The organism is Bacillus weihaiensis, from assembly GCF_001889165.1.
Lineage (GTDB): Bacteria > Bacillota > Bacilli > Bacillales > Bacillaceae > Metabacillus > Metabacillus weihaiensis.
In genome coordinates, this window is record NZ_CP016020.1 from 492,757 (window position 1) to 519,745 (window position 26,989).

Sequence of the window (26,989 nt, forward strand, 5' to 3'; positions counted from 1 at the left end):
AGGAGGGCTTTTCATGAACAAAAAGTCAGTAAAAGACATTGATGTTAAAGGAAAAGTTGTCTTTTGTCGTGTAGACTTCAACGTACCGATGAAGGATGGACAAGTGACGGATGAAACACGTATTCGCGCTGCTTTACCAACAATTCAGTATTTAAGCGAACAAGGTGCTAAAGTTGTTTTAGCAAGTCACTTAGGACGTCCTAAAGGTGAAGTAGTAGAAGAATTACGTTTAAATGCAGTAGCTGAAAAACTTCAAGAGCTTTCAGGTAAAACTGTTGTGAAAACAGATGAAGCATACGGCGAATCTGTAAAAGCTGAAATCGCTAAATTAGAAGAAGGTGGCGTTCTTTTACTAGAAAACGTTCGTTTCTATCCTGGTGAAGAGAAAAATGATCCAGAACTAGCAAAAGCATTTGCTGATTTAGCAGATGTCTACGTAAATGACGCTTTTGGTGCGGCTCACCGTGCTCACGCTTCAACAGAAGGTATTGCACAGCATATTCCAGCTGTAGCAGGATTCTTAATGGAGAAAGAGCTTGACGTATTAGGTAAAGCTTTATCAAATCCTGAACGTCCTTTCACTGCAATTATCGGTGGAGCAAAAGTAAAAGATAAAATTGGTGTTATTGAAAATCTTTTAAACAAAGTAGATAACCTAATTATCGGCGGTGGACTAGCTTATACGTTCATCAAAGCATTAGGACATGACGTAGGTAAATCACTTCTAGAAGAAGATAAAATTGATTTAGCGAAATCTTTCCTTGATCAAGCAAAAGAAAAAGGCGTTAACTTCTATATGCCTGTTGATATCGTTGTGGCAGATGATTTCTCTAACGACGCTAACACAAAGGTAGTTTCTATTGATAGCATTCCTAGCGATTGGGAAGGCCTTGATGCAGGTCCTAAATCACGCGAAATTTATGCAGACGTGATTAAAAACTCTAAGCTAGTAATCTGGAACGGACCAATGGGTGTGTTTGAATTAGACGCATTTGCAAATGGAACAAAAGCAGTAGGTCAAGCACTTGCTGAAGCAACTGATACATATTCAGTCATTGGAGGAGGAGATTCAGCAGCAGCTGTAGAAAAGTTTGGCTTAGCAGATAAAATGAGCCACATTTCTACTGGTGGTGGAGCATCTCTTGAATTCATGGAAGGTAAAGAGCTTCCAGGCGTAGTAGCATTAAACGACAAATAAAAAGCAGAATTCCTCACATTCAATTGAGGATCTGTCGCGACATCTTCAGTTGAATCGTGAACGATCTGCTAAAAAAGGGACGGTGTAAACATGAGAAAACCTATTATCGCTGGTAACTGGAAAATGAACAAAGTAGCTTCAGAAGCGAAAAGCTTTGTTGAAGAAGTAAAAAGTTTAGTACCTACGGCAGAAAGTGTTGACTCAGTAGTTTGTGCTCCGGCACTATTTTTAGAAAGCCTAGTAAATTCAACAAAAGACACAGATCTTAAAATCGGTGCTCAAAACATGCACTTTGAAGAAAGCGGTGCGTTCACTGGTGAGATTAGCCCAGTTGCACTGAACGATCTTGGTGTAAGCTATGTAGTATTAGGACATTCTGAGCGCAGAGAAATGTTTGCCGAAACAGATGAATCTGTTAACCAAAAAACATTAGCTGCATTCAAACACGGTTTAACTCCAATCGTTTGCTGTGGTGAAACGCTTGAAGAGCGTGAAGCTGGAAAAACAAATGAACTTGTTGGAGATCAAGTGAAAAAAGCACTTCAAGGTTTATCAGAAGAGCAAGTAAAAGAAACAGTTATCGCATATGAGCCAATTTGGGCAATCGGAACTGGTAAATCTTCATCTGCAGAGGATGCAAATGAAGTTTGTGCACATATCCGTCAAGTGGTAGCTAGCGAATTTTCACAAGCCGCTGCAGACGCTGTACGTATTCAATACGGCGGAAGTGTAAAGCCTGCTAACATCAAAGAATATATGGCACAACCAGATATCGATGGTGCATTAGTTGGTGGCGCAAGCTTAGAAGCTCAATCGTTCCTTCAACTTTTGGAGGCAAACAAATGAGTAAAGCACCAGTAGCACTCATTATTCTTGATGGTTTTGCATGTCGAGAAGAAACAATGGGTAATGCAGTAGCTCAAGCGAAAAAACCAAACTTTGATCGCTTTTGGAATCAGTACCCACATTCTCAATTGATCGCTTCAGGTGAGGCAGTTGGTCTACCAGAAGGTCAAATGGGAAACTCAGAAGTAGGGCACTTAAACATTGGAGCTGGACGTGTAGTCTATCAAAGCTTAACACGTGTAAATGTTGCAATTCGTGAAGGTGAATTCGAGAAAAATGAAACGTTCAACGAAGCGATTCAACATGTGAAAAAGAATGGTACAGCTCTTCACTTATTTGGTTTATTATCTGACGGCGGTGTACACAGTCACATCCAGCATCTTTTTGCTCTTCTTAACCTTGCTGCTAAAGAAGGTGTAGAAAGAGTCTACATTCATGGCTTCCTAGATGGCCGTGATGTTGGTCCTAAAACGGCAAAAGTTTACTTGGATGAACTTCAAGCAAAAATCAAAGAATACGGTGTCGGGGAAATAGCGACATTATCTGGACGTTACTACTCAATGGATCGTGACAAGCGTTGGGACCGCGTTGAAAAATCATATCGCGCTATGGTTTACGGCGAAGGCCCAACATACAGCACACCGGACGAGTTAGTTACCGATTCATATAACAATGGAATCTTTGATGAATTCGTCATTCCTTCTGTTATGACAAAAGAAGACGGTGCACCAGTTGCAACGATCGAAGATAATGACGCGGTGATTTTCTATAATTTCCGCCCTGACCGTGCCATTCAAATCTCAAACACGTTCACGAATGAAGATTTCCGTTCATTTGATCGTGGGGAGAAGCATCCGAAAGACCTTCACTTTGTGTGCTTAACACATTTCAGTGAAACCGTTGACGGATATGTGGCATTCAAGCCAACAAATCTTGATAATACTCTTGGTGAAGTATTATCACAAAACAACTTAACTCAGCTTCGTATTGCAGAAACGGAAAAGTATCCTCACGTAACCTTCTTTATGAGTGGCGGACGTGAAGAGAAGTTTCCTGGTGAAGAAAGAATCTTAATTGATTCTCCAAAGGTTGCAACCTATGATCTTAAGCCTGAAATGAGTGCCTACGAAGTAACGGACGCGTTACTAGGTGAAATTGCGGCTGACAAATTTGATGCAATTCTTTTGAACTTTGCAAACCCTGATATGGTTGGGCACTCCGGAATGCTTGAACCAACGATCAAGGCGATCGAAACGGTTGATGAATGCTTAGGAAAAATCGTTGATGCTATCATTGCAAAAGGCGGTAAAGCAATTATCACAGCTGACCATGGTAACTCAGACGAAGTGGTGACTATGGAAGGTGAGCCAATGACAGCTCACACAACAAACCCTGTTCCTGTTATCGTAACAGAAGAAGGTGTTACTCTTCGTGAAGATGGAATTTTAGGAGATTTAGCACCAACAATTCTTGATCTTCTAAACGTTGATAAACCAGCTGAAATGACTGGAACAACACTAGTTAAAAAGTAACTTTAAACATAGTAATCGGTATTTCACTGATTGTCTCAAATTCGGCCTCTGACCTCCGCTATCAACCAATGATTTGATGAAAAGGCAGAAACTAAAAACTAAAAATTCTTTATAAAAAAGGAGATTAAACAATATGCCATACATTGTAGACGTATATGCTCGTGAAGTATTAGACTCTCGTGGTAACCCAACAGTAGAAGTAGAAGTACACACAGAATCAGGCGCTATGGGACGCGCGTTAGTACCAAGTGGTGCTTCAACTGGTGAATATGAAGCAGTTGAGCTTCGTGACGGTGACAAAGAACGCTACCTTGGAAAAGGTGTTCTTCAAGCTGTTAAAAACGTAAACGAATTAATCGCTCCAGAATTACTTGGTTTCGACGTAACTGAGCAAATCGCAATCGACCAAGCATTAATCGAGCTTGATGGTACAGAAAACAAAGGAAAATTAGGTGCGAACGCAATCCTAGGTGTATCTATGGCTGCTGCTCGTGCTGCTGCAGATTTCCTACAAGTACCTTTATATCAATACCTTGGCGGATTCAGCGCAAAAACTCTACCAGTACCAATGATGAACATCGTTAACGGTGGAGAGCACGCTGATAACAACGTTGACATTCAAGAATTCATGGTTATGCCAGTAGGTGCAGAAAACTTCCGTGAAGCACTACGTATGGGTGCTGAAATTTTCCACAGCTTAAAATCAGTTCTTTCAGCTAAAGGACTTAACACAGCTGTAGGTGATGAAGGTGGATTCGCTCCTAACTTAGGATCAAACGAAGAAGCTCTTCAAACAATCATCGAAGCAATCGAAAAAGCTGGTTACAAACCAGGTGAGCAAGTTATGCTTGCTATGGATGCTGCTTCTTCTGAGTTCTACAACAAAGAAGACGGTAAATACCATCTTTCAGGAGAAGGTGTTGTGAAAACTTCTGCTGAAATGGTTGACTGGTACGAAGAAATGGCTTCTAAATACCCAATTATCTCAATCGAAGACGGTTTAGATGAAAACGACTGGGAAGGTCACAAACTATTAACTGAGCGCCTTGGCGGTAAAGTTCAACTTGTTGGTGACGATCTATTCGTTACAAACACGAAAAAACTTGCTGAAGGTATTGAAAAAGGAATCGGTAACTCAATCCTTATCAAAGTTAACCAAATCGGTACACTTACTGAAACGTTCGAAGCAATCGAAATGGCGAAACGCGCTGGTTACACAGCTGTTATCTCTCACCGTTCTGGTGAAACTGAAGATACAACAATTGCTGACATCGCAGTTGCAACAAACGCTGGTCAAATCAAAACTGGTGCTCCATCACGTACAGACCGTGTTGCGAAGTACAACCAATTACTACGTATTGAAGATCAATTACAAGATGCTTCAAGATACGATGGAATCAAAACTTTCTATAACTTGAAGAAATAATTTGAGTTAGAATTTGAGGGAACTGCCGCGGGTGCGGCAGTTCTTTTTTGTATGGGGAGATTTGGATGGGAGTGAGTGGGTGGGTTGGTTGAGTAGGCGGGTGAGTGAGTGGGTGAGTGGGTGGGTGGGCGAATTTTGCTGGAAATTGGCGGGATTTGTCTAATCGCGGATAGGAGAGCTAAAATCGCGGATAGAGGGCTGAAAATCGCGGATAGAGGGCTGAAAATCGCGGATAGAGGGCTGAAAATCGCGGATAGAGGGCTGAAAATCGCGGATAGGAGAGCCAAAATCGCAAATAGAAGAGCTAGAATCATAGTTAGGCACTAAAAAACAGATAAGAAGCTATAAAATAAAGGTAGATAACCAAATATCACGATAAAAAGCTTAGAATTTTAGCTAAAATTCTATTTCAAGATTAAAGCAGGATTTTTTCTATTCATATGGAATAATATACATCAAAATAATAAAAGGAGTAAGAAAATGATCATAAAACACCGTTCAAAACCCCGGATAATTCTCCAATTAGAGGCATTACTTCAGCGACTACCGGACTATCATCCCAAACTGCCTATTATAAATGAGGATTACACTAAAAGGATGGCAGGATATAAAGGAGAACAATCAATAGACTACCCACTTAGCTACCTTAATGACCACACCTTCTTTATTTTCCACAATCTACGTTTAAAAACAGAGAAGCATTACTTCCAAATGGATACTCTTCTGCTTACTCATAAAATGGCTATTATTCTTGAAGTAAAAAACTTCTCTGGAACGATTCACTTTGATCCTAAATTTAAACAACTCATCCAAACAAAAGATGGCAAAGAAGTTGCTTACAGCTATCCATTGACACAGGTTGATCGCCAAAAATTAAATTTTCAAGAATGGCTCCGTATCCACAAGATTGAAAACTTAGAGATCCATTCATTAGTTGTTATCAGTAATCCCTACACTATCATAAGTACCTCGCCAGGAAATTATCATACTCATCATAAAGTCATCCATAAAGAAGAGTTACCTACTAAAATCTATGATTTAGAAAAATCCAGTGGATCAACTAAAATGGAAGAGAGAACTCTGAAAAAATTAATGAAATTACTGTTAAAAAATCATACAGAGGGTGATTCCACTATTTTGGACAGGTTTGAGCTCAATGATAACGACATTTTAAAGGGTGTTTTTTGTCCAATATGCCGCGTGCAATTAATGGTACGCCTTAAGGGAAACTGGCTTTGTTCGGAATGTGGTGCCAAGGATAAACTTGCCCATCTTAAGGCTATTGGAGATTACCAGCTATTAATTAAGCCCACCATTACTAATAGTGAGTTAAGGGACTTTTTGAAGATACATTCTTCTGATACGGCTAATAGACTGTTGAAGACGTTGAATTTGAGGAGCACGGGAGAAACTAAACATAGGATGTACTATTTGGATAATCTTAATCACGTAAAACGAAAGCAGCTCTGATGGGTGGGGCGAGAATGTCGAATTAAGTAGAATCGCGGAAAGAGAGGTCAGAATCGCGGAAAGAGAGGTCAGAATCGCGGAAAGAGGGGTCAGAATCGCGGATAGAGAGGTCAGAATCGTGGAAAGAGGGGCCAGAATCGCGAATTGAGAGGTCATAATCACGGATAGAGCCTCAAAAATCACATTTAGGTCACTCAAAAGTATGAATTTCATCTCAAAACAACTGAATAGACTACTTGAACATGAGAAATCCAATCAAGATCGATATAGTCCAAGCCCTCTCCTGAGCATGTCTTATAAAAAGATAAAAGTCCTCCAAATCCCTATTTCATATTGTGATTATAAGCTAGTTATGATACATTAAAGTTATCTTTGTGTGCGCAATTCAGGAGGTGTCTTTTGATGGAAACAGCATTAATTATCCTACTTGTTATAGTATCTATTGCTTTAATTGCCGTTGTATTATTACAATCTGGTAAGAGTTCGGGTTTATCAGGTGCAATCTCTGGTGGCGCTGAGCAGTTATTTGGTAAGCAAAAAGCACGTGGTATGGATCTAGTGTTACACCGTGCGACAATTGTGTTATCCGTATTGTTCTTTGTCTTAACAATCTTAGTATCATATGTATTTTCATAATAAAAGCAAAGGGTCTGTGATGAACAGGCTCTTTTTTATTAGGCTCCGTTTACCATAAGAGGTGAGGGGATAAAACACCTACATAAGCTAGATCGTCTGTCTAGTTACAGGCATCACGGAAAGATAAGGGAGCCTTGTAGTTTCTCAAGCAAACCATTTTGTAAGTAGCTTGTCTGTCTGATTTAATGGTAGAAAGGCATCGTCTTGCAATATTTTTGTAATAGGGCTTGAAGGTGTCGGTTAAACTAAGTAAAAGATGCAGTAGAGGGAGAGTAAAAAATGAAAAGAGTAATGCCGAAGCCATTTACGTTTGAGGGTGGAGATAAAGCGGTTTTATTATTACATGGATTTACTGGAAATACAGCGGATGTGAGAATGCTTGCTCGATTTTTAAGTGAGCGTGGATATACATGTCATGCTCCACAATATAAAGGTCACGGAGTTCCCCCAGAAGAGCTTGTTCATACTGGTCCTGAGGATTGGTGGAAGGATGTTCAGGAGGGATATGAACATCTTAAGAATATGGGATTTGAAGATATTGCTGTTGGTGGTCTTTCGCTTGGTGGAGTGTTTTCGCTTAAATTAGGCTACACTGTACCTGTTAAAGGAATTATTCCGATGTGTGCGCCCATGTATATTAAGAGCGAGGAAGTCATGTATCAGGGAGTTCTCGAGTATGCTAGAAATTATAAGAAGTTTGAAGGGAAGACTCCTGAGGAAATAGAAGAAGAGATGAAGGATTTTGAGAAAACACCAATGAATACGTTAAAAGCACTACAGGATTTGATTGCGGATGTGCGAAATAATGTGGATATGATATACTCACCAACTTTTGTTGCACAAGGTCGTCATGATCATATGATTAATACAGATAGTGCAAATATTATTTATCGTGAAGTGGAAAATGATCATAAAAAGCTCAAATGGTATGAAGAATCAGGTCATGTTATTACGCTAGATAAAGAGCGCGATCAGCTTCATGAAGATGTTTACGAATTTTTAGAAAGTCTTGATTGGTGAGTTCTCTACTAGAGGATAACGGTTGAAGGAGGATGTTTAGTGGGTCAAGAAATTCAAGTACATATTGATAAGTTATTAGCGTTTATGAAAGAAGAGGCGTACAAGCCGTTAACAGTACAGGAGCTTGAAGAAGCATTCGGTATTGAGGATTCAGCGGAATTCAAGGATTTCGTAAAAGCATTAGTGGTGATGGAGGACCAAGGGTTAGTCGTACGAACACGAAGTAATCGCTATGGGCTACCGGAGAAAATGAACCTCCTTAAAGGGAAATTAATTGGACATGCGAAGGGCTTTGCTTTCGTTGATCCTGAAGATCCAGAGTTAGATGATGTGTTTATTCCGCCAACCGAGCTAAAAACAGCGATGCACGGGGATGTTGTTCTTGTTAGGGTTAGCCCTAAAGGTACTGGCTCAAGACAGGAAGGCACAATCATTCGAATTTTAGAGCGAGGCGTAAAAGAAGTCGTTGGAACCTATACAGAAAGTAAAAACTTTGGCTTCGTTATTCCAGATGATAAAAAGATTGCCAACGATATTTTTATTCCGAAAAACGCATCAGGCGGTGCCGTAGAGGGACATAAGGTTGTTGTGAAACTAACCACGTATCCAGAGGGACGCATGAGTGCTGAGGGGGAAGTTGTCGATATTCTTGGTCATAAAAATGATCCAGGGGTTGATATCCTGTCTGTTATCCACAAGCATGGGCTGCCGGGTCCTTTCCCTGTTGAGGCACTTGAACAAGCAAATGATGTTCCAGAAACAATCAATGAGGAAGATTTAAAGGATCGCCGAGATCTTCGCAATGAGACTATTGTGACCATTGATGGAGCAGATGCAAAGGATTTAGATGACGCTGTTACAGTGACGAAGCTTGATAATGGAAATTATAAGCTAGGTGTTCACATTGCTGACGTTAGCCATTATGTAACAGAGAATTCACCAATTGATCGCGAGGCAGTGGATCGTGGAACAAGTGTTTATTTAGTCGATCGCGTGATTCCAATGATCCCACACCGTCTTTCTAATGGAATTTGTTCCTTAAATCCGAAAGTTGATCGTTTAACACTTAGCTGTGAGATGGAAGTGGACTCTGAGGGTCAAGTTGTCAATCATGAAATCTTCCAAAGTGTGATTAAGACAACAGAGCGAATGACGTATACGGATGTAAACAAAATTCTAGAGGAGAAAGATGAAGCTCTTCGTCAAAAATATGAAAAGCTTGTCCCAATGTTTGAAGAAATGGGTGAGCTTGCAAGTGTTTTACGTACAAAACGTATGAACCGTGGAGCCATTGACTTTGATTTTAAAGAAGCGAAGGTACTAGTAGATGCTAAAGGTCAACCGACTGATGTAGTTCTCCGAGAACGTTCAGTAGCTGAGCGATTAATTGAGGAATTTATGCTTCTTGCTAATGAAACAGTAGCTGAGCATTTCCATTGGATGAATGTACCGTTTATTTATCGTATACATGAGGAGCCAAATGCTGAAAAACTACAACGCTTTTTAGAATTTATCACGAACTTCGGCTATACCGTTAAAGGTGCTGCAAATGAGATTCACCCAAGAGCCCTTCAAAATATTATTGAGGAAGTAGCGGGTAAGCCTGAGGAAACTGTCATTTCAACGGTTATGCTTCGCTCAATGAAGCAGGCAAAATATGATCCGGAAAGCTTAGGACACTTTGGATTATCGACGGAATTCTATACACACTTTACATCACCAATTCGTCGTTACCCTGACTTAATTGTTCATCGACTGATTCGTACGTATTTAATTGAAGGAAAAGTTGATGAACAAACCCGTTCAAGCTGGGCAGAAAGCTTACCAGTGATTGCTGAGCACGCATCTAATATGGAAAGACGAGCAGTTGAAGCAGAGCGTGAAACAGATGAACTGAAAAAAGCTGAATATATGCTTGATAAAATTGGAGAAGAATACGATGGAATGATTAGTTCTGTCACAAACTTTGGGATGTTTGTTGAGCTTCCAAACACGATTGAAGGTTTGATTCACGTTAGTTACTTAACAGATGACTATTACCGATATGATGAGCGCCACTATGCGATGATTGGTGAACGTACTGGAAATGTTTATCGTATTGGTGACGAAATTACCGTCCGTGTAGTTAACGTGAATAAGGATGAGCGTGCCATTGATTTTGAAGTAGTCGGTATGAAGGGAACAAGACGCCGATCAGTAAAAGAAACACCAAAAGTCATTGTTGCTGGAAAAGGTCGTAAACCATCAAATCTAAACCGTAACGGCAATAAGAAAAAGTCAGAAGATGACAACACAGGTGAGTGGTCAACACGTCCTCCACGTAAAAAGAAAAAGAAAACGTATGATAATGCACCTAAAGCTAAGCGGAAAAAGAAGAAACGCTAAAAGTATAAAAAGAGACAGTCTGACTATAATCAGTCTGTCTCCTTTAATTTAATGGGAATCCTTATTGTACACACAATGATATCTTTTTAGGTGATGCTAAGAAGTTGGAAAAAGGTCAAACTGATCCATAGCTTGAGAAGATGATTAATCGTGATTCCTAAAGTTGGGAATCCATTTTCTCTATTGTGTGATGTTGAAGTATAGTCGGGGTGAAAAGGCGAGCTCTCACTACTTCGATATCTATAAAGGAGATTCTGTAGAAGATATTTTTTAGGAGATTCAATGGTTTTCATGAGTGTTTCTAGTAGCGGGATTTACTAGGAGGATATCTCTAAATGAGTTATAGAGAAAGTCTATTTTATTTTTAGGATTAAAATAGATATGGTTGTTTGCTATATAAAAGAGCTTCCTTTCTCTTTTATTGTAAACAATCTAAAACATTGAGTATTTGACCAATTTTTGTTAAAATATAAGTTATCGCTAAGTAGCTACACCCGAGAGGAGGGGACACAATGCCAAAAGGTATGGGAAAGGTTGTTGCCCAAAACAAAAAGGCAAATCATGACTTTTCAATTGAAGAAACGTTTGAAGCCGGCATTGTCCTTCAAGGAACTGAAATCAAATCGATTCGGAATGGCCGAGCAAACTTAAAGGATTCCTACGCGCGTATTGATAAGGGAGAGGTGTTCCTTCTAAATATGCATGTGAGTCCGTATGAGCAAGGAAATCGTTATAATCATGATCCACTTCGTACGAGAAAGCTATTGCTTCATAAAAAAGAAATTGTGAAATTAATAGGGGCTACAAAAGAAGAAGGCTACGCCCTTATCCCATTAAAGATGTATATTAAAAACGGATACGCAAAGGTTTTAATCGGACTTGGTAAGGGTAAAAAGAAATACGATAAGCGCGAGGACTTGAAGAAAAAAGAAGCGAAGCGTGATATCGAACGTGCCTTTAGAGAACGTCAAAAAATGTAATTGGTATAACCTTACAATTGCATTATTCGATGAGCATGTTATAATAGGTTTTGTAAGACAGTCACTTACACAACAACTTAATAAGCAACAAGCTTATTTCTATCTTAATATCTCCCGTATTCCCTAGCTGGTCAAATACGGCTTACATGGGGACGTTACGGATTCGACAGGGATAGTTCGAGCTTAGGTTGCGAGCCGAAGGGATCGTCTTCGTTAAAACGTCACGCCAATAATAACTGGCAAAACTAACAATAACTTAGCTTTAGCAGCATAATAACTGCTTAGCTGTTCCTCCCTCCATCGTCCATGTGGTAGGGTAAGGGACTCACTCTTAGTGGACTACGCCTAATTCCTCCGTCTGGGGATGATGGAAGAGAATAATCAGACTAGCTGCTCTGACGCCTGTCGATAGGCATAGGGGTTAGCGAAATTGCAAATATATCGACTACGCTCGTAGACGCTTAAGTGCCGATATGTCTGGACGAGGGTTCGATTCCCTCCGTCTCCACCAAATACATAATTTGGTGGTTTTTTATTTTTGTGACTTAACCATAAACTTGCCGCTTTGGCAATGGTATGCTTTAAACAACTACCGACAATAATGCCTCAATATAGTGCCGTAAAGCATAAGCTTTCCAAATGGAAAACTTATGCTTTATTTTTTTGGAACAATATATGTTTTCATGAGAAATAAGAACTCCTTGGATAAATTTAACAAGAAAAAGGTAGAAAAGTTAATCTTCAACAATCGGGGCGAGATTGTAGATTAACTTTATATTACGTAGTAGACCTTATACTGCGCAAAAACGAATTATAAGTTAAGTCAATTTTATGTCTAGTCCGAACGTATTGATCTCCCAGAAAAAAGAAGATTTGTCCCAAAGGTACCTTGTCTAATAAAATTGGTACCTTTTCGTTTTAGAGGAATAATTTCATATTTATAATTAATTAAAACAATAAATTGTAATTTTCTGTTATTATTTTAGTATGAAGACAAGTAAGTTTGTGAAGGTTTTCACTCAAACTAACGGTGCAGTATAGTTAATTAGCGAGCCATTAATGCAGGGAGATAAAACTAAAAAAGGGGAAGTAAGATGAAGAACGTTGTTAAGGCTGATATTGAAGATTTAAACAAAGTAGTAAACATAGACAGTGAGGTTATTGGAAACACAAGCAGACGAAACTATATTGAGAAATCCATTGAGCTTGGAAACTGTATAATTGCGAAAGAAGATAATGACATTGTAGGATTTTTAATTTACGATACTAACTTCTTTGAATGTACTTTTATATCACTAATTATTGTTTCACCGTCCAACAGACGAAAAGGCTATGCGAGTTTATTGATGGAATATATGATGAGTTCATCTCCTACTACCAAAGTATTTTCTTCTACTAATCGTTCTAACATTAGTATGCAGAGAGTATTTGATATGAATGGATTTTTTCAGAGTGGAATAGTTGAAAACTTAGATGAAGGAGACCCTGAAATCATTTACTTTAAATCAAAATGTTAGTTATTCAACAAACGGCTGCTAATCTACAAGAAGGAGATTGGCTTTTTCTTGTTGAAGTAATGGGCAGGTTAATTTAATTAAAAGTGTAAAATTAGAGATAGAAATACTTTTGTATGGGGTTGTGATGAAATGGCATTTTTGTTTGTTTGGCTATTATTATTAGTTATCGGTGGCATTGGTGGAATAGCTATTTGTAGTTTTTTGTATGGGAATGAAGTATTTACAGGCTACGCAGCAATGTTAGGTATGATAGTTGCCTTATTAAGTGGAATTTTATATCAACTAACTTTAATGCACAGTGATAAGGAATAGTTGTGATGCTAACGGGTAGCGAATATCTAAGAAGAACAGCTACTGATCTAGGCAGAGGATTAGTTGCTGTTCTTGTTGAAGTAAAGAGCAGTTAATACAATAGTAATTAGAAGGTGAGAAGATTAACCAGATAAAGATTAAAATTAATTATAAAAGCTTATATATAAACAATAGCAATAACATAATCGGGGAAATAATTATCGATAAGAACGGTTATATCTTCTTCCCTGAAGAAAACTGGACTGACTTTGTGGTTATAATACTATCTTCGTGGAACGAAAAACTCCGATATTTTAAGTATGCAAAAATAGATGAAAAAATTGAGCTTGATTTTATGAAGGTCCTCTTTTATTGAGAATAGAAAAGATAAATGAGCAGGAAGTCAATTTAAAAGGAATAAAGAGGAATCTTAATAACGAAGAGGTTTTATTTGAAGCCCAAACACTATTTGAAGATTTTAAAAAGAGCCTGGTAACAGTGTCTAATTCAGTTATTGGTTATTCAAAATTAAAGGGTTGGGAACATAATGACTTATTTAATCTTAAAAATCAGGAAAGTCCTTATTGAATTATCGAGTGCGATTGTGGAGAGATACAGGTAGAAAATAATCAAACTTTTCTATAAGTTTCAAACTTAACCCTGCTAAAGAAGAATCCATTTCGATCAATAATTTTTCAAATTCTCATTTATATAGAGCGAATTAGTCACTATTTTTTTTTACTCCTTCGTCCTTTCATAAATATGGTGTAATCGAAGTATAGATTGTGAAGAAGGGAGGGAGCTACATTGAAAAAAATATCTTTAATTATATTAGGAACAATAACATTAATAGTAGGAATTTATTTTTCTATTCCACAAGAACAAAGCAAAAGGAATGAAGACCAGCCATTGTATGTAGATACAGAAGGATTACTTATATACGGAGATTGGTACTTTAATATATCACTCTTAGAAGGTGATGATGTCCGTATTCAAATTTTCGTCTTTGATTTTGGTGAAAGTGAACTGGAGAATGCCAAACTATCCGTTGATGATAAAGGGATATTACATATTAGCAACACAAGATTGTATCCTGATTACGCAACATCCTATTACGGTGTGTATATGGCTGAATTTAACATTTCCTCAGATCAAATAGGTAAACATGAAATAAAGAACGTAGAGTTAATAATATCTACTCCAGATAGGGAATATAACGAAAATTTAGGAGACATGGATATTGAAGTGTTACCACGAACAAATTCTATTCACTTCGAGATTAAAAATGAAAACAACACACGAACCTATACAAACAAATCTACATATGATTTTTCAACCACATTTAAACAAACAAATACTAGTGAAAAAATATTCCCAAAAGAATTGTCATTGGTTCATAACAACAGAATTAATTTCATAAATTCAGAATCACAAATATTAGAGAATAATGATGATAAGTTCACTATAAAAAATAAAATTGATTTGGGAGACAACAGAAATGTCGTAATCGTACCCCAACTACAATACACAGTTGAAGGGGAAAACGGTACTTATAAAAAACAGCTTAGTGTTAAAAGCTTCCATCCATCTTTTACTGAATCTGAATTGGAAAGGATTTTAATAGAAAAAGGTGTAATTTCGGAAAATTAGAAATAACGAACAGAGTGATATGAAATGAAAACAGGTTCAGTTTTAGGAGAGAACAATAATTAACATGAAAAATAGGATTACAGTTCGCATAGTGTTTTGTATTCCTATTTTATTGATATTCATTTAGGTATTACATAATAATACCTAAATGAATATGAGAAATCGGACCTTTTTTAAGAGAAAGATAGATTTATGTACAACGATGATAAAACACTTGTTAAGTACTATGTTTTTTAAAGTTTTTCTGGTATTTTATGTTAAAGTATATGTAAAGAAACGATATAGGCTTATTTAAAGGCCGGGTAAACTATTTTTATTCTCTGTGATGAAGCGCTGATTTTTGCACTTCATGGATAGCTAATGGGGCGGGAGTGTTCAATAAGAACAGTTGCTTTTCTTTATCGGAGCCAGTTTGGTTAGGGGGAATGGATAAAGATAATTGGGATTAGAATTTCCTCCTTAATGAATTACCGCTCCAATGCAAAGGAATAGTTGTGTTATGATATTAGCCCATTTAAGAAAGCTACCTATCTAACACAAAATGCTAATACGGTTTGATAAAAAAATGGACGAATACTAACATGGGGGAGTAAAATGAAATATTTTGTAGTTGATGCTTTTGCTGAAAATGTGTTTGAAGGAAACCCAGCAGGAGTTTGTGTTATGGAAGAGTGGATGTCAGATGAGCTTATGCAGAATATAGCTATCGAAAATAACCTATCGGAAACAGCTTTTGCTGTAAAGGAGGCAAGTCATTATCGATTGAGATGGTTTACACCAGGCGGTGAGATTAATCTATGTGGGCACGCAACGTTAGCAACAGCATTTATTATTCTCAATTTTTACGAACAGCAATTGGAAACCGTCAAGTTTCACACAATGAGTGGGGAACTAACAGTTAATAAACAGGATGATATGTATGAACTGGATTTTCCTTCTGTTCCGTCTGAAGAAATTTCAATTACTGATGAAATGATTAGTGCCTTGGGAATTGTTCCAAAAGAGTCATATATAAATAGAGATCTTATATTTGTACTAGAGTCCGAGGATGATGTGAGAAGCATAAGTCCTGATTTTGCCAGACTTCAAAGGATACAAGAAGGTGTGGGTGTTTGCGTTACAGCTAAAGGCAGTGAGTATGATTTTGTTTCCAGAGCGTTTTTTCCTAAACTAAAAATAAATGAGGATCCAGTAACAGGTTCCTTGCACTGCAGTCTTGTTCCTTTTTGGGCAAAGAGAGTAGGAAAACATGAACTAGTAGCAAGACAGCTGTCTAGTAGAGGTGGTACTCTTTATTGTAAATATGAAGATACACGAGTAAAGATAGCAGGAAAAGCCGTTCTATATTCGGAAGCTGAATTATATGTTGGGAAAGATGACTTTGTTTCGTAAAAAGGATTAAGTAAATGTCATTGGAGATGTGAGTAAATGATCATTCGTGCTGCTACCGCTTCAGATTCAGCGGTAATTCATGATGTTATGATAAAGGCATTTGAAGAATATAAGAATGAAACGCCACCATCGAGTGCTTTAGAAGAAACGATTCAGGCCGTTTCAGACGCATTAGAAAAAGGAGAAAAAGCACTTATTGCTTTTGACGAAGGTGAACCTGTTGGCATGGTGCGATTTCAAGTGAAAAAGGAAGATTTATATTTCTATCGCCTATCAGTTTTACCTAAAAAACAAGGAGACGGTATCGGGAAGAAGATCGTTAGAGCCTTAGAGGAGTATGCAAGTAGGGCTGGTGTATCGACAATACGGTGCAAAGTTCGTCTGACTGTTCCTAAGAACCAAAAACTATATAGTTCCATAGGGTATATCACATATGATGAAGAGGTTGTAATGAAACCAAATGGAGTAGGAATTAAGGTTATCTCAATGAAAAAAGTGTTCTCGGCTTTTAAGGAAGAGTAGTAAGAAAACAACAAAGCGCTTTTCTATAAAAAGGAAAAGGACTTTCACTATAGGCATTTTGGGTTCTTACTATATTTAATCTAGTAAATCAAAATGGAGGAAGGATGAGTAAAATAATTGATGTAATGAAAAATATGTTCTTTGATGTATTGCTATAGGAAAAGGCATTATTTACGTTCGTTTTGGTAGGGGGATGTATTGTAATTTGTGCAGGCCTGATATATGGGGTTTTGTTTCTTCGAGATCTTCTCTTTTCGTTTGCATATGGACAGTTATTTCTATAAGTAAAAGGACTAAACTTGTACTTGTTGCGACTATTCTTGAGGAGCCCAAGCTAAGGTGATAGGGTGGATGACATTTTATATAGTTATTTAATCATCAGTTTAGTAGGAGTAGGAAGACACTCACGTCCCATTTAGAGCGACCATTTTCAATTTCAATTTCAATAACCACAGTAAAAAATAAAAAGAGCTAGAGGTATTTTCCAGCTCAAGTACATGATGTGATGTCCAAATTATCGCGACCATTCACTTTTCAGCGTAATACTCTGAAATGAATTCCCGACAAGAGTCTAGTGTTGGATATCGACTAAAGTTTGATAGCATCCCTTGAATGACGGGCACTCTAGGTTGTTCTTTTAATATTTCCTCTTTTAAAACTTCAAAGGTTACGGTTAATTCATCTGACCCAAGTTTTTCAATTTCTTCTTCTAGATTTTTTAACACAGCTGACATGGAAGGCTGTTCAGAAAATAAAATAGTAGACAGGATGTTCTCTGCTTTTTCTTTCGTAAAAAAAGGCGTATCCTTATGGATGTCTTTGACGATGCTATCCAATCTATTTAGTATGAACTCTGTTAAGCTTCTTATATCAAATTGATGTGTTGAAAACAATAAAACCCCCAGATATGATTTGATCATTCCTTCAAGAATAATCGTGATATCCCAAGAGAATGGCTCAATATTGGGCCCATAAATATCCATTATACTTGTTAAATAATAGTGGTGTGATTCCATCTGTTTTTCAAACAGCAGCTTCTTAATTGTTTCATTTCGTGGAATTGCTTGTTCTTTTGCTAGCATTACGAGTAGATCTCTATGAGTAATAAAATGTGTATATAGTGCCATTTGTTCTTTTATTAACTTTTCACGAGGGTCTTGAATATGCTGCGTTTCTTCTCTAAATGTATTGTTAATTGAATCAAAATGATGCTGTAAGATTGCTAATAGTAAATCATCTTTTGATTTGAAGTGTAAGTAAAAAGCCCCTTTTGAAATGCCGCTTTCAGTTGCGATTTCTTGAACGGAGGTTGCGGAAAATCCTTTACTTGCAAAAAGCCTCATCCCTACCTCAATAATTTTTCTATCCTTTTCTTTCATCATTTACAAACCCCCAAAGTCCAAGTCCAAGAAAAAATGTGAATCTTTTGTTAACCTTATCCGTACTATCTTAATGTCTATCTCACAAACATATTGACGCGTGACTGGACGGTCAGTTATATTTAGGGTATTGTTTTGACTATCCGGTCAATGATAGTTTTTATTATACCAAAGCTGTCAACCTTAATCAAAAAGGAAGAGGAAGGTGTCATTAATTGAAAAGCTTAGTGAATTTTGTCCTGAAAAATAAGCTTGCTGTATGGTTATTAACAATTATCATTACAGTGGCTGGGTTATATTCTGGGACTAAGATGAAAATGGAAAGCATTCCAGATGTATCGATCCCATATTTAATCGTGATGGGTGTTTATCCGGGTGCAACTGCTGAACAGGTCATGGATGAAATATCGATGCCAATGGAGCAGAATGTTGAAGGACTTGAAGATGTAGTAGCTGTCTATTCAAACTCGTCAGCAAATGTTTCGCAAATTCAAATTGAATATGAATATGGCGTTGACATGGATGAGAAGAAACGAGAATTGGAATCTGCATTAGATACCATTTCTTTACCAGAAGATGCTGAAGAACCAACGATTATGGCTCTTAGTATGAATATGTTTCCGGTTGTAGCGTTATCAATAAGTAGTACAGAGGATGACATTGTCGATTTATCTACAACAGTAGAAGAGAAAATCTTACCAGAAATCGAAAAAATCGATGGTGTAGGCTCTACAACAATTACGGGTCAACATTTAGAAGAGGTAGAGTTCACATATAACCAAGAGAAACTGGAAGCGTTCGGTTTAACAGAAGATACTGTTAAGCAAATGGTGCAAGCAAGTGATATGGCTCTATCTCTTGGATTACAAGAATATAAAGAAGGAGAACAAGCCCTTGCTGTTGATGGTGATATTAAAACAGTTGATGAATTAAAAGAATTACTTATTCCTGTTACACCAACAGAGCAAAACCCAACTCCTTTTGTAAAATTGGGTGATCTTGCAGAAATAGAGACTGTAGGACACGTACAATCGATTTCTCGTACTAATGGAGAAGAAGCGATTGCTGTTCAAATCACGAAAGGGCAACAAGCAAATACAGTTGACGTCGTGAATGAGGTGAAAGATTTAATCGCGGAGCAAGAAGAAGACATCAATGGGTTAGTGATTGATGTGACGTTAGACCAAGCGGAACCAATCGAAGCTTCTGTTTTCACGATGATCGAAAAAGCGTTATTCGGTGGTTTGTTCGCAGTAATCATTATTTTACTATTCCTTCGTGATATTAAATCAACGATTATTTCCATTATTTCTATCCCGGTTTCAATCTTTATGTCATTTTTACTATTAAATTGGCTTGAAATCACGTTGAATATAATGACGTTGGGCGCGATGACGGTAGCAATCGGTCGTGTTATTGATGATTCCATTGTCGTCGTGGAGAACATCTATAGAAGAATGCATCTTGAAAGTGAAAAGCTTAGAGGGCGTGCATTAATTCGTGAAGCAACAATTGAAATGTTCAAACCAATTCTTTCTTCAACACTCGTAACTGTTGCGGTGTTCGCGCCACTTATGTTGGTTGGTGGAATGGTTGGAGAGTTATTTAGACCATTTGCTTTAACCATGACATTTGCTCTTGGTGCATCATTACTAGTTGCCATTACAATCGTACCAGCACTCTCTCACTTCTTATTCCGTAAGTCATTGTACGGTGAGAAAAAAGCATCAAAGCATGAAGAGATTGGTAGAATAGCAAGATGGTATAAAGGTGTTTTAGAAAAGGTATTAAATCACAAAATCATTACATCCTTACTTTCGATTATTTTACTAGTTGGGTCACTAGCGTTAACTCCATTAATCGGATTTAGCTTTATGGGATCTGAAGAAGAAAAAACGATCTACTTAACATATACACCGGCTACTGGAGAGCTTGAGGATGAAACGTTAGAAAATCTTGAAGAAGTTGAACAAGAATTAATGAAACGAGAAGATTTAGATATTGTTCAATTATCATTCAATACTAGCGATCGTGTAGACGCATCATCTATGATGATGGGTGGCGGAAATGGTGCATTAATGTACCTAATCTTTGATGAAGACACAGAAAATTTCTCAGATGTGAAAGAAGAAGTTGAGGAGTATGTGTTCAATATTAGCCAGTCTGGTGAGTGGAAATCCCAAGATATGATGGGCGGCGGAATGGCAACAAATGAAGTGAGCTATACATTATATAGTGAAGATTTAGAGGATTTAAATAAGGCAGTTAACCTGGTAGAAGATGAATTAAAAGAGGTTAAAAACCTTGAAGATGTTAAGTCTGACATGGAAAATCCATATGTTGAGCATGTTCTTAAAGTGGATCATAAGAATGTCTTACAATACGGTCTAACAACAGGACAGATAGTTGGAGCGTTAGCAACGACTGGATCAGAAGAAGTTCTAACAACTGTGGAAAACGATGGAGAAGAAATTGATGTTATCGTTCAACGAGAGGAAAAAACAGACGCAACATCAATCGACGAGCTACTAGAAACAGAGATTCCTACTGCTACTGGTGTGACGATGCCATTATCAGAGCTAGTAACGACAGAAGAGGGGACAACGTATAATACACTTTCTCGAAGTGAAGGGGAGTACTATGCGACTGTTTCAGGAACTGTAACAACTGATGATGTTTCTGCAGCAACTTCTCAGGCTGATGAGAAAATTGATGAGCTTGAGTTACCTGATAGTGTAGAGGTTGGCGTAGCTGGAGTTGCTGCTGATATGCAGGAAACATTTACACAATTAGGAGTTGCCATGCTTGCTGCGATTCTTATCGTTTACTTTATTTTAGTTGTAACATTTGGTGAAGGCTTAGCACCATTTGCGATATTATTCTCATTACCATTTGCCGTAATCGGTTCATTTGTTGGACTATGGATTGCAGGTGAAACCATTTCTGTTTCGGTTATGATGGGTCTCTTAATGTTAATTGGTATTGTTGTGACAAATGCCATTGTCCTTGTTGACCGCATTATTCATATGGAACGTGAGGGAATGTCCTTACGTGAGGCAATTGTTGAAGCGGGGGCGACAAGATTACGTCCAATCCTGATGACAGCTATTGCAACAATTGGTGCTATGTCTCCAATGTTACTTGAAGGTGCTGGATCTGGCCTTATTTCAAAAGGATTAGCCATCACAGTAATTGGTGGTCTAACATCCTCTACAATATTAACATTAGTTATTGTACCGATTGTGTATGAGGTTCTTTCAAAAATGTTAAAGAAAAACCGTAAAGTAATAGAAGAAAATTAAGAAAAACCTTTCTTTCCCTCTAATGTGAGGGCCATCTAAAGAGAGGTATAACTTCCCCTTTCAGGCGTGAACATATCGTTCACGCCTGTTTTATGTTTTGCTCCATAAATTTTTCCCTCAAGTAAAATGTTATCTCTAATTTAAATATTCTGTAATAAAATAATTTACTAGGTGAATAAAATAGTTGACGAAGTAAAGATTTTTAGATTAAACTATCAAAGTATTTTAATTAAAGTACTCTGATTAAAGTACTTTATGTAAAGTGTATTCTAACTTCAGGAAAGAAGGAATGATAAATGAAATTTACTCAATTTTTAAAAACAAGAGGAGCAATTGCCTCAATTTTTATGGGAATATTTTATGCAGTTTCCATGTTAGGGATTTACTTGCCTGGTTATTCTGCAATACCGGGGAATGTAGATCAATTGCCAATCGCGATTGTTAATGACGATACAGGTGAGTTAGGGGATACGATTGTTACGCAGCTACTAAATAATATTCCGTTTGAAGAGGTTGAAACAGATATATCTAATAAACAAGCTCTCGAGCAGTTAGAGAAGAATGAAGTTACATTAGTTGTTCACATCCCAGAAACCTTTTCTCTGGATATACAAAATGGTGAAGCTTCGTCTAGTATTGATTTCACAATAAATGAAGCAGGATCAACAATTGTGTCATCTACAATGAATTCTGTTGTTACCGAAATAAATAATCAATTACGCTCACAATTTTCCCAACAAACTGCTCAAGGTGTGTTAATGAACTTTAATATTCCAGAAGAGCAAGCCGCAAGCATAGCTGAACAGATTGAAACAGCATATGTAGGAAATGTTGTTTCCATTAACGAAATCCCTGATGGTATGAATCAGAGTATGGGACCTATGATGATTACGCTAGCTGCGTATGTTGGTGCAATGATTGGGGCTTTGCAATTAGTTGAAGCATTTAAAGAAAACCTTGGTAAGGCAAGTAAATTTCGTTTGTTCGGCTATGTTCAATTAACGGCTGTCATCATTGCAATCGGAGCGGCTTTTGTTTCAATGGGAATAACTTATTTAGTTAATGAGCCAAGTGGTGATCTATTCTTCCGTTTATTTGGTCATCAAGTACTAACCTATTTAGTTTGTTTCAACTTTACTGCTATGTTTACTTTCTTACTTGGTCAAGGAGGTATGGTCTTAAACATACCAGTTCTATTAATTCAAACTATAGCAAATGGTGCAACAATCCCACGTGATATGATGTACCTACCGTATGAGTGGGTTAGTCGTATTTCCCCAATGTACTATTCAGTTCAGGCGTATTTTGCAGAAATGTATGGAAGTATTAGTTCAAGTCCATTTATTTGGTCTATGGTTGCGATTCTTGGTGTCACCCTACTCATTAATGTACTTACTGTTACCTTTTTACACAAAGAACAAGGTTCAAATGTGAAAATGGAAGAAATGAAAAAAGCTACTAAAGTTACTGCCTAATGTTTGCTAAAATAAAGGTAGTGTTCCACTTGTTTGATCAAAAAGGCTTTAATGAATGATTGGATAAGGAAAACTACTGATATCGTTAGTAGGGTAATTTTACGTAAGCAACCCTTTAATGATTAAACACGTTTTTTTCAAAGGGGTATAGAGAGAATGGATATTCAAATATTTATACTGAGTAAATTGATGGAGGATAATACGTATCCTTATAAATTAAAAAAACAGCTTTCTGAGCCAATTCCGTTAGATGAGCTTAGTGGATTAACAGAGAGTAAGCTATATTACCACTTTGATTCTCTAGAAAAAAAGAACTTTATTGAAGCAGTAGAGGTTATAAAAGAGGAAAATCGACCTGATAAAAAGGTGTTTAAAATTACAGATAAAGGTCGAGAGGAATTACCAAAATTAATTTACAAGATGTTTGAAAATGGTGTTGAAATAAAGGGTATGATGGTTGGCATAGTGAACCTCAAATATGTTGATCGTGAGAAAGTCATAAAGATATTAGAAAAAAAGTTAGCAGATTCTAAAGAACGTTGGAATTATATTAAAAATATGCAAGAAAATCTCTCCATAGAAAAAGAGAGGGAGGAGCTAGTGAAATTTCTTGTTCGATATGTGGAAGATAAAGCAGAAAATAAATTACAATGGCTTGAAGAACTAGTTGAACAGATTCGTCAAGGGAAGTTTTAGTAGTTTCTAAACACTTCTTGTAAGAGGGAAACCATGAGGGTGGTTTCCCTTTTTCGATTTATTTAACGTGATAATGTATGGTGGATAATCGTAATTGACAGTCCGTCGCGATTTTTAAAAAGACTGTTTTTGCATAGTATGTTATAGCTTAGTAGTAATTAGTCTGTTAATAGTAAAAACACCCGATTAACTGAATCGAGTGTCGCTTTGAGTTTTATGATATTTTGGGACCGAAAAGACGGAGGACCTTTAACGGTTCATCACCATTTTGAGTAAGTTTGTATGTGCCTATATTCGCCGGGATAAAAAATTGATCAGCTTTTTCTAGGGACTCTTTGCCTTGATCCGTATCGATCGTTGCTTTTCCAGATAATACATACAATCCTGTGAAAATACCCTCGGTTTTTAGTTCGACTTCCGTCCTCACTTCAACCATTGTCATTCGGAAATAAGGTGTTGTGTTATAACCAATTACCTCTGTTTCTGAATGGAATGGATCCTTCTCGATTAGCTCGGGTTTAACCTTCCATTTTTCCAACGTTTCTTCCCTTGTATAGCCTTCATAACGGAAACACTCAAACATCTTATCAAAGCCAATACCTTGATGACACATATTATCCGCGATTTGAAATCCTGAAGGAGATGTTCTTTCAGTGCGAATGGTTAAATCGGTTGGTTCCTGAATTTCAACTAAAAAACAACCGGAGCCTATTGCGTGTGGGATACCACCTTCTAACAGATACGTTTCACCAGGTTTCACATAGATTTTGTGCATACACGCAAGCATTTCATCAATATTTTGTTCCTCAAAAATTTTTCTCCATTTTTCTTTCGTAATACCTGGTTTAAAACCTAAATAGACATATGGGGGTTCTCCATCAATTTCTCTTCCCCCTAGTATATGCCAGCACTCAGTTTTTCCGTAATCTGACTGGAAAAGCTCTTTAGCCATTTTCCTATCTGGATGCACTTGAACGGCTAATCGCTCAGAGGAATCGATGATTTTTACTAAAACACCTGTGTGTGGACCCACTTTTTCCACATGTTTTTTACCTAACATATCCTGTGGCGAGGAAGTGATTAGCTCCTTAAGAGATAGGCCTGATTCATTTGATACCATACCAAGTCCTTCATTAACAAGATGTTCACGACCTGTGTTTCGAGCCGAGGTAATAGACATGATCCATTCTTCTGGAAAGTGCTGATCACTCGCTTGATCTAGTCCTTGCCATTCGTCTAATAGCTTCCCACCTAAATACGTACGCCACACTCGATTTGATGAAAGCTTTATTGGTTTTACTTTGTGTTTTTCCTTTATGTTCTTATCCATTATTATCTAACTCCTTCTTTACCTTGTTTTGTTATCTACTAGTTAAAGATTAAATTTGGAATAAATAGAATTAAATCCGGGAAGAGAATCATGACTAGCAATACGGCTACAACTGCTAGATAAAATGGAACTGCTTCTTTCACCGTTTGCTGAGGAGACGTCCCCATTACTTGTGAAACTGTATACATGGAAACACCCATTGGAGGTGTCATAATACCGAATGTAGTAGCTGTCATCATAATTAAACCGAAATGAACAGGGTCAATGCCGATATTTGTAATAATCGGAACTAATATCGGAGTTAGTACTAACACAAGTACCGTTGTTTCAACTAACATACCTGTTACAATTAAAACGATGATAATAATAAATAATAGGAAATTAGGATCTGCTGTTAATCCTAATAAGAAGGAAGATAATGACTGTGTCACTTGGTCAAATACGATTCCATAAGCAAAAATTCCAGATAACGAAACAATTAACATAATGGATCCGATATCTTTAACACTTTCAAAAACTGTTGTCCAAAATTTCTCCCATGTAAGTTCCTTAAATACAATTGCGCCAATAAAGATTGCATACATAACGGCAAATGCACCGGATTCTGATGGGGTGAAAATACCAAATCGAATTCCAACAATGAGGATTATTGGGAATATTAGTGCCCAGATTCCATCTTTAAAAGCACTTAATACTTCCTTGCCATTTGGATAAGTGTTTCTTTCTGGCAAATATCCTTTTTTTCTACTTGTATAGGAAACTGTAATCATAAACGCTATTAACATTAAGACACCTGGCAGAATCCCTCCGGCAAATAATCGACCTATGGATACTTGCCCAACCGAACCGTATATAATTAGTCCCATACTAGGTGGAATAGTAGCAGTAATTAACGAAGTAATACCATTAACAGCTGCTCCATATGCTGGTGAATATCCTTTTGCAATCATTTTTGGACCAAGAACCCTCGATTGCATAGCAGCATCTGCTACAGCTGATCCAGAAACACCACCCATAAGTGTACTTAAAACTGCACTTACTTGTGCTAAGTTTCCATACATATGTCCTGTTAACGTATCTGCCAATCGAATTAATCGAGCAGTAATTCCTGTACTATTCATTAAATGACCGGCAAATATGAAAAGAGGGATAGCTAGCATTGTAAACGATTGTGAAGTAGATAATGTCTTCTGTACTGCAATAGACATCGGAACTTCCGGTGTAGTTAGAAAAAAGAAGAGACCGGAGATTCCGATTGAAAAAGCTACTGGCATTCCTAGTAGTAGGAGAAAAATGAAAATCCCAAAAACTAATAACATTTTAAGAGCCTCCTGACATTTTCTCTGGTCGTAATAGATTGTAAGTTTTAATACAAATTGTAATAAGCATTAAGAGAGACCCGGTAGGTACACTTATCGTTGCCCAAGAATAGCTAATACCTAATGTATTAAAGATACGATCCACGCTTTCAATAGCAAGTGGTATGCCAAAACGAATCATAATGATTAGCAACCCAATAATTAGTACATTCCAGAGGAGGAGGATTGATTTCTTAACGATAGGTGTGAATTTATTAATAATAATATCTACATTTACTAATTCACCATGTCTCAATGCTACATCGGCACCTAAGAAAATAATCCATGCAAACAAGATAAGAGAAACATCTGTTGCCCAATTTAGCGGTTCTCTAATACTTCTTGCAATGGCAGAAACAAAGATAAGCACTGCTACAGTAACTAATGCATATTTAACAAAAAACTCTTCTATTTTACAAACAATTCCGTAAATTTTCCTCATTTTTAACGCACCTCTTCACTGTGTAGCACTTTCGATTGGAATAGACTATAAAGTATTACTAAATCGATTTATTACATATGAATCATTTTAAAGATGAGGATTGAAGTTTCCCGTTATCTATTCTAGGAAACTCCATCCTTAC

22 protein-coding genes and 1 other RNA gene are annotated in these 26,989 nt (G+C 37.2%); 19 read left to right on the forward strand and 4 right to left on the reverse strand.

Translation table 11 applies throughout. The features are described from left to right. The first annotated feature begins 13 nt into the window (after positions 1-13). The 16 genes from A9C19_RS02290 to A9C19_RS02370 all read left to right on the forward strand — a co-directional run bounded on the left by A9C19_RS02290 (position 14) and on the right by A9C19_RS02370 (position 16,865). Positions 14-1,198: a phosphoglycerate kinase gene (locus A9C19_RS02290; RefSeq protein ID WP_072578457.1), complete on the forward strand. Its 1,185-nt coding sequence runs from the start codon at positions 14-16 to the stop codon at positions 1,196-1,198. Between the two features lie 90 nt (positions 1,199-1,288). Further along, positions 1,289-2,044 (forward strand): triose-phosphate isomerase, encoded by a 756-nt coding sequence (gene tpiA, locus A9C19_RS02295; RefSeq protein WP_072578458.1) that lies wholly within the window; start codon positions 1,289-1,291, stop codon positions 2,042-2,044. Next, positions 2,041-3,576 (forward strand): 2,3-bisphosphoglycerate-independent phosphoglycerate mutase, encoded by a 1,536-nt coding sequence (gpmI, locus tag A9C19_RS02300; protein ID WP_072578459.1) that lies wholly within the window; start codon positions 2,041-2,043, stop codon positions 3,574-3,576. Before tpiA ends, gpmI begins: the two co-directional genes overlap by 4 nt. 133 nt (positions 3,577-3,709) lie before the next feature. Further along, a complete protein-coding gene (eno, locus tag A9C19_RS02305; protein ID WP_072578460.1) occupies positions 3,710-5,002 on the forward strand; it encodes a phosphopyruvate hydratase in 1,293 nt (430 codons plus the stop codon). A 480-nt stretch (positions 5,003-5,482) separates the two neighbouring features. Beyond that, on the forward strand, positions 5,483-6,472 hold the full coding sequence (locus A9C19_RS02315) for a nuclease-related domain-containing protein (protein ID WP_072578462.1): 990 nt from the start codon (positions 5,483-5,485) through the stop codon (positions 6,470-6,472). Between the two features lie 402 nt (positions 6,473-6,874). Next, positions 6,875-7,108: a preprotein translocase subunit SecG gene (gene secG / locus A9C19_RS02320; RefSeq protein WP_072578463.1), complete on the forward strand. Its 234-nt coding sequence runs from the start codon at positions 6,875-6,877 to the stop codon at positions 7,106-7,108. 279 nt (positions 7,109-7,387) lie between these two features. After that, positions 7,388-8,128 carry an alpha/beta hydrolase gene (locus tag A9C19_RS02325; protein ID WP_072578464.1) on the forward strand — a complete coding sequence of 247 codons (741 nt, stop codon included), beginning with the start codon at positions 7,388-7,390 and terminating at the stop codon, positions 8,126-8,128. Positions 8,129-8,212: 84 nt separating this feature from the next. After that, positions 8,213-10,513, forward strand: coding sequence for a ribonuclease R (rnr, locus tag A9C19_RS02330; protein WP_072581706.1), 2,301 nt, complete (start codon positions 8,213-8,215; stop codon positions 10,511-10,513). A 512-nt stretch (positions 10,514-11,025) separates the two neighbouring features. Next, the gene (gene smpB, locus A9C19_RS02335; protein WP_072578465.1) at positions 11,026-11,493 is read left to right on the forward strand and encodes an SsrA-binding protein SmpB; all 468 of its coding nucleotides are present in this window, start codon (positions 11,026-11,028) and stop codon (positions 11,491-11,493) included. 148 nt (positions 11,494-11,641) lie between these two features. Then, positions 11,642-12,004, forward strand: a transfer-messenger RNA (tmRNA) gene (gene ssrA / locus A9C19_RS02340). A 583-nt stretch (positions 12,005-12,587) separates the two neighbouring features. Next, complete coding sequence (locus A9C19_RS02345) at positions 12,588-13,010, forward strand: GNAT family N-acetyltransferase (RefSeq protein ID WP_072578466.1); 423 nt, start codon at positions 12,588-12,590, stop codon at positions 13,008-13,010. 129 nt (positions 13,011-13,139) lie between these two features. After that, positions 13,140-13,322 (forward strand): hypothetical protein, encoded by a 183-nt coding sequence (locus A9C19_RS02350; RefSeq protein ID WP_072578467.1) that lies wholly within the window; start codon positions 13,140-13,142, stop codon positions 13,320-13,322. A 351-nt stretch (positions 13,323-13,673) separates the two neighbouring features. After that, positions 13,674-13,889: a hypothetical protein gene (locus A9C19_RS02355; protein WP_072578468.1), complete on the forward strand. Its 216-nt coding sequence runs from the start codon at positions 13,674-13,676 to the stop codon at positions 13,887-13,889. Positions 13,890-14,108: 219 nt separating this feature from the next. Further along, entirely contained in the window at positions 14,109-14,951 is an 843-nt protein-coding gene (locus tag A9C19_RS02360; RefSeq protein WP_072578469.1) for a hypothetical protein, read from the forward strand. 594 nt (positions 14,952-15,545) lie between these two features. Next, positions 15,546-16,343: a PhzF family phenazine biosynthesis protein gene (locus tag A9C19_RS02365; RefSeq protein ID WP_072578470.1), complete on the forward strand. Its 798-nt coding sequence runs from the start codon at positions 15,546-15,548 to the stop codon at positions 16,341-16,343. A 36-nt stretch (positions 16,344-16,379) separates the two neighbouring features. Then, positions 16,380-16,865: a GNAT family N-acetyltransferase gene (locus A9C19_RS02370; RefSeq protein WP_072578471.1), complete on the forward strand. Its 486-nt coding sequence runs from the start codon at positions 16,380-16,382 to the stop codon at positions 16,863-16,865. A 527-nt stretch (positions 16,866-17,392) separates the two neighbouring features. Here A9C19_RS02370 and A9C19_RS02375 read toward each other — a convergent pair. Next, a complete protein-coding gene (locus tag A9C19_RS02375) occupies positions 17,393-18,247 on the reverse strand; it encodes a TetR/AcrR family transcriptional regulator (RefSeq protein WP_072578472.1) in 855 nt (284 codons plus the stop codon). A gap of 212 nt (positions 18,248-18,459) precedes the next feature. Between A9C19_RS02375 and A9C19_RS02380 the strand changes: the two genes are divergently transcribed. The 3 genes from A9C19_RS02380 to A9C19_RS02390 all read left to right on the forward strand — a co-directional run bounded on the left by A9C19_RS02380 (position 18,460) and on the right by A9C19_RS02390 (position 23,717). Continuing rightward, positions 18,460-21,546 carry an efflux RND transporter permease subunit gene (locus tag A9C19_RS02380; RefSeq protein ID WP_072578473.1) on the forward strand — a complete coding sequence of 1,029 codons (3,087 nt, stop codon included), beginning with the start codon at positions 18,460-18,462 and terminating at the stop codon, positions 21,544-21,546. A 296-nt stretch (positions 21,547-21,842) separates the two neighbouring features. Next, positions 21,843-23,021: a YhgE/Pip domain-containing protein gene (locus A9C19_RS02385; protein WP_072578474.1), complete on the forward strand. Its 1,179-nt coding sequence runs from the start codon at positions 21,843-21,845 to the stop codon at positions 23,019-23,021. Positions 23,022-23,177: 156 nt separating this feature from the next. Further along, a complete protein-coding gene (locus A9C19_RS02390; protein WP_072578475.1) occupies positions 23,178-23,717 on the forward strand; it encodes a PadR family transcriptional regulator in 540 nt (179 codons plus the stop codon). A 214-nt stretch (positions 23,718-23,931) separates the two neighbouring features. Here A9C19_RS02390 and A9C19_RS02395 read toward each other — a convergent pair whose 3' ends face one another. Genes A9C19_RS02395 through A9C19_RS02405 form a run of 3 tightly spaced genes read right to left on the reverse strand, consistent with a single transcriptional unit; the run spans position 23,932 to position 26,847 of the window. After that, the gene (locus tag A9C19_RS02395) at positions 23,932-25,047 is read right to left on the reverse strand and encodes a type I phosphomannose isomerase catalytic subunit (protein ID WP_072578476.1); all 1,116 of its coding nucleotides are present in this window, start codon (positions 25,045-25,047) and stop codon (positions 23,932-23,934) included. A 38-nt stretch (positions 25,048-25,085) separates the two neighbouring features. Continuing rightward, positions 25,086-26,366: a TRAP transporter large permease gene (locus tag A9C19_RS02400; RefSeq protein WP_072578477.1), complete on the reverse strand. Its 1,281-nt coding sequence runs from the start codon at positions 26,364-26,366 to the stop codon at positions 25,086-25,088. 1 nt (position 26,367) lies between these two features. Further along, positions 26,368-26,847: a TRAP transporter small permease gene (locus A9C19_RS02405; protein ID WP_072578478.1), complete on the reverse strand. Its 480-nt coding sequence runs from the start codon at positions 26,845-26,847 to the stop codon at positions 26,368-26,370. Positions 26,848-26,989: the final 142 nt, after the last annotated feature.

Coding starts and splice junctions, on each gene's coding strand:
- A9C19_RS02290 (WP_072578457.1), top strand. CDS start 14: ATGAACAAAAAGTCAGTAAAAGACATTGATGTTAAAGGAAAAGTTGTC.
- tpiA (WP_072578458.1), top strand. CDS start 1,289: ATGAGAAAACCTATTATCGCTGGTAACTGGAAAATGAACAAAGTAGCT.
- gpmI (WP_072578459.1), top strand. CDS start 2,041: ATGAGTAAAGCACCAGTAGCACTCATTATTCTTGATGGTTTTGCATGT.
- eno (WP_072578460.1), top strand. CDS start 3,710: ATGCCATACATTGTAGACGTATATGCTCGTGAAGTATTAGACTCTCGT.
- A9C19_RS02315 (WP_072578462.1), top strand. CDS start 5,483: ATGATCATAAAACACCGTTCAAAACCCCGGATAATTCTCCAATTAGAG.
- secG (WP_072578463.1), top strand. CDS start 6,875: ATGGAAACAGCATTAATTATCCTACTTGTTATAGTATCTATTGCTTTA.
- A9C19_RS02325 (WP_072578464.1), top strand. CDS start 7,388: ATGAAAAGAGTAATGCCGAAGCCATTTACGTTTGAGGGTGGAGATAAA.
- rnr (WP_072581706.1), top strand. CDS start 8,213: ATGAAAGAAGAGGCGTACAAGCCGTTAACAGTACAGGAGCTTGAAGAA.
- smpB (WP_072578465.1), top strand. CDS start 11,026: ATGCCAAAAGGTATGGGAAAGGTTGTTGCCCAAAACAAAAAGGCAAAT.
- A9C19_RS02345 (WP_072578466.1), top strand. CDS start 12,588: ATGAAGAACGTTGTTAAGGCTGATATTGAAGATTTAAACAAAGTAGTA.
- A9C19_RS02350 (WP_072578467.1), top strand. CDS start 13,140: ATGGCATTTTTGTTTGTTTGGCTATTATTATTAGTTATCGGTGGCATT.
- A9C19_RS02365 (WP_072578470.1), top strand. CDS start 15,546: ATGAAATATTTTGTAGTTGATGCTTTTGCTGAAAATGTGTTTGAAGGA.
- A9C19_RS02370 (WP_072578471.1), top strand. CDS start 16,380: ATGATCATTCGTGCTGCTACCGCTTCAGATTCAGCGGTAATTCATGAT.
- A9C19_RS02375 (WP_072578472.1), bottom strand. CDS start 18,247: ATGATGAAAGAAAAGGATAGAAAAATTATTGAGGTAGGGATGAGGCTT.
- A9C19_RS02385 (WP_072578474.1), top strand. CDS start 21,843: ATGAAATTTACTCAATTTTTAAAAACAAGAGGAGCAATTGCCTCAATT.
- A9C19_RS02390 (WP_072578475.1), top strand. CDS start 23,178: ATGGATATTCAAATATTTATACTGAGTAAATTGATGGAGGATAATACG.
- A9C19_RS02395 (WP_072578476.1), bottom strand. CDS start 25,047: ATGGATAAGAACATAAAGGAAAAACACAAAGTAAAACCAATAAAGCTT.
- A9C19_RS02400 (WP_072578477.1), bottom strand. CDS start 26,366: ATGTTATTAGTTTTTGGGATTTTCATTTTTCTCCTACTACTAGGAATG.
- A9C19_RS02405 (WP_072578478.1), bottom strand. CDS start 26,847: ATGAGGAAAATTTACGGAATTGTTTGTAAAATAGAAGAGTTTTTTGTT.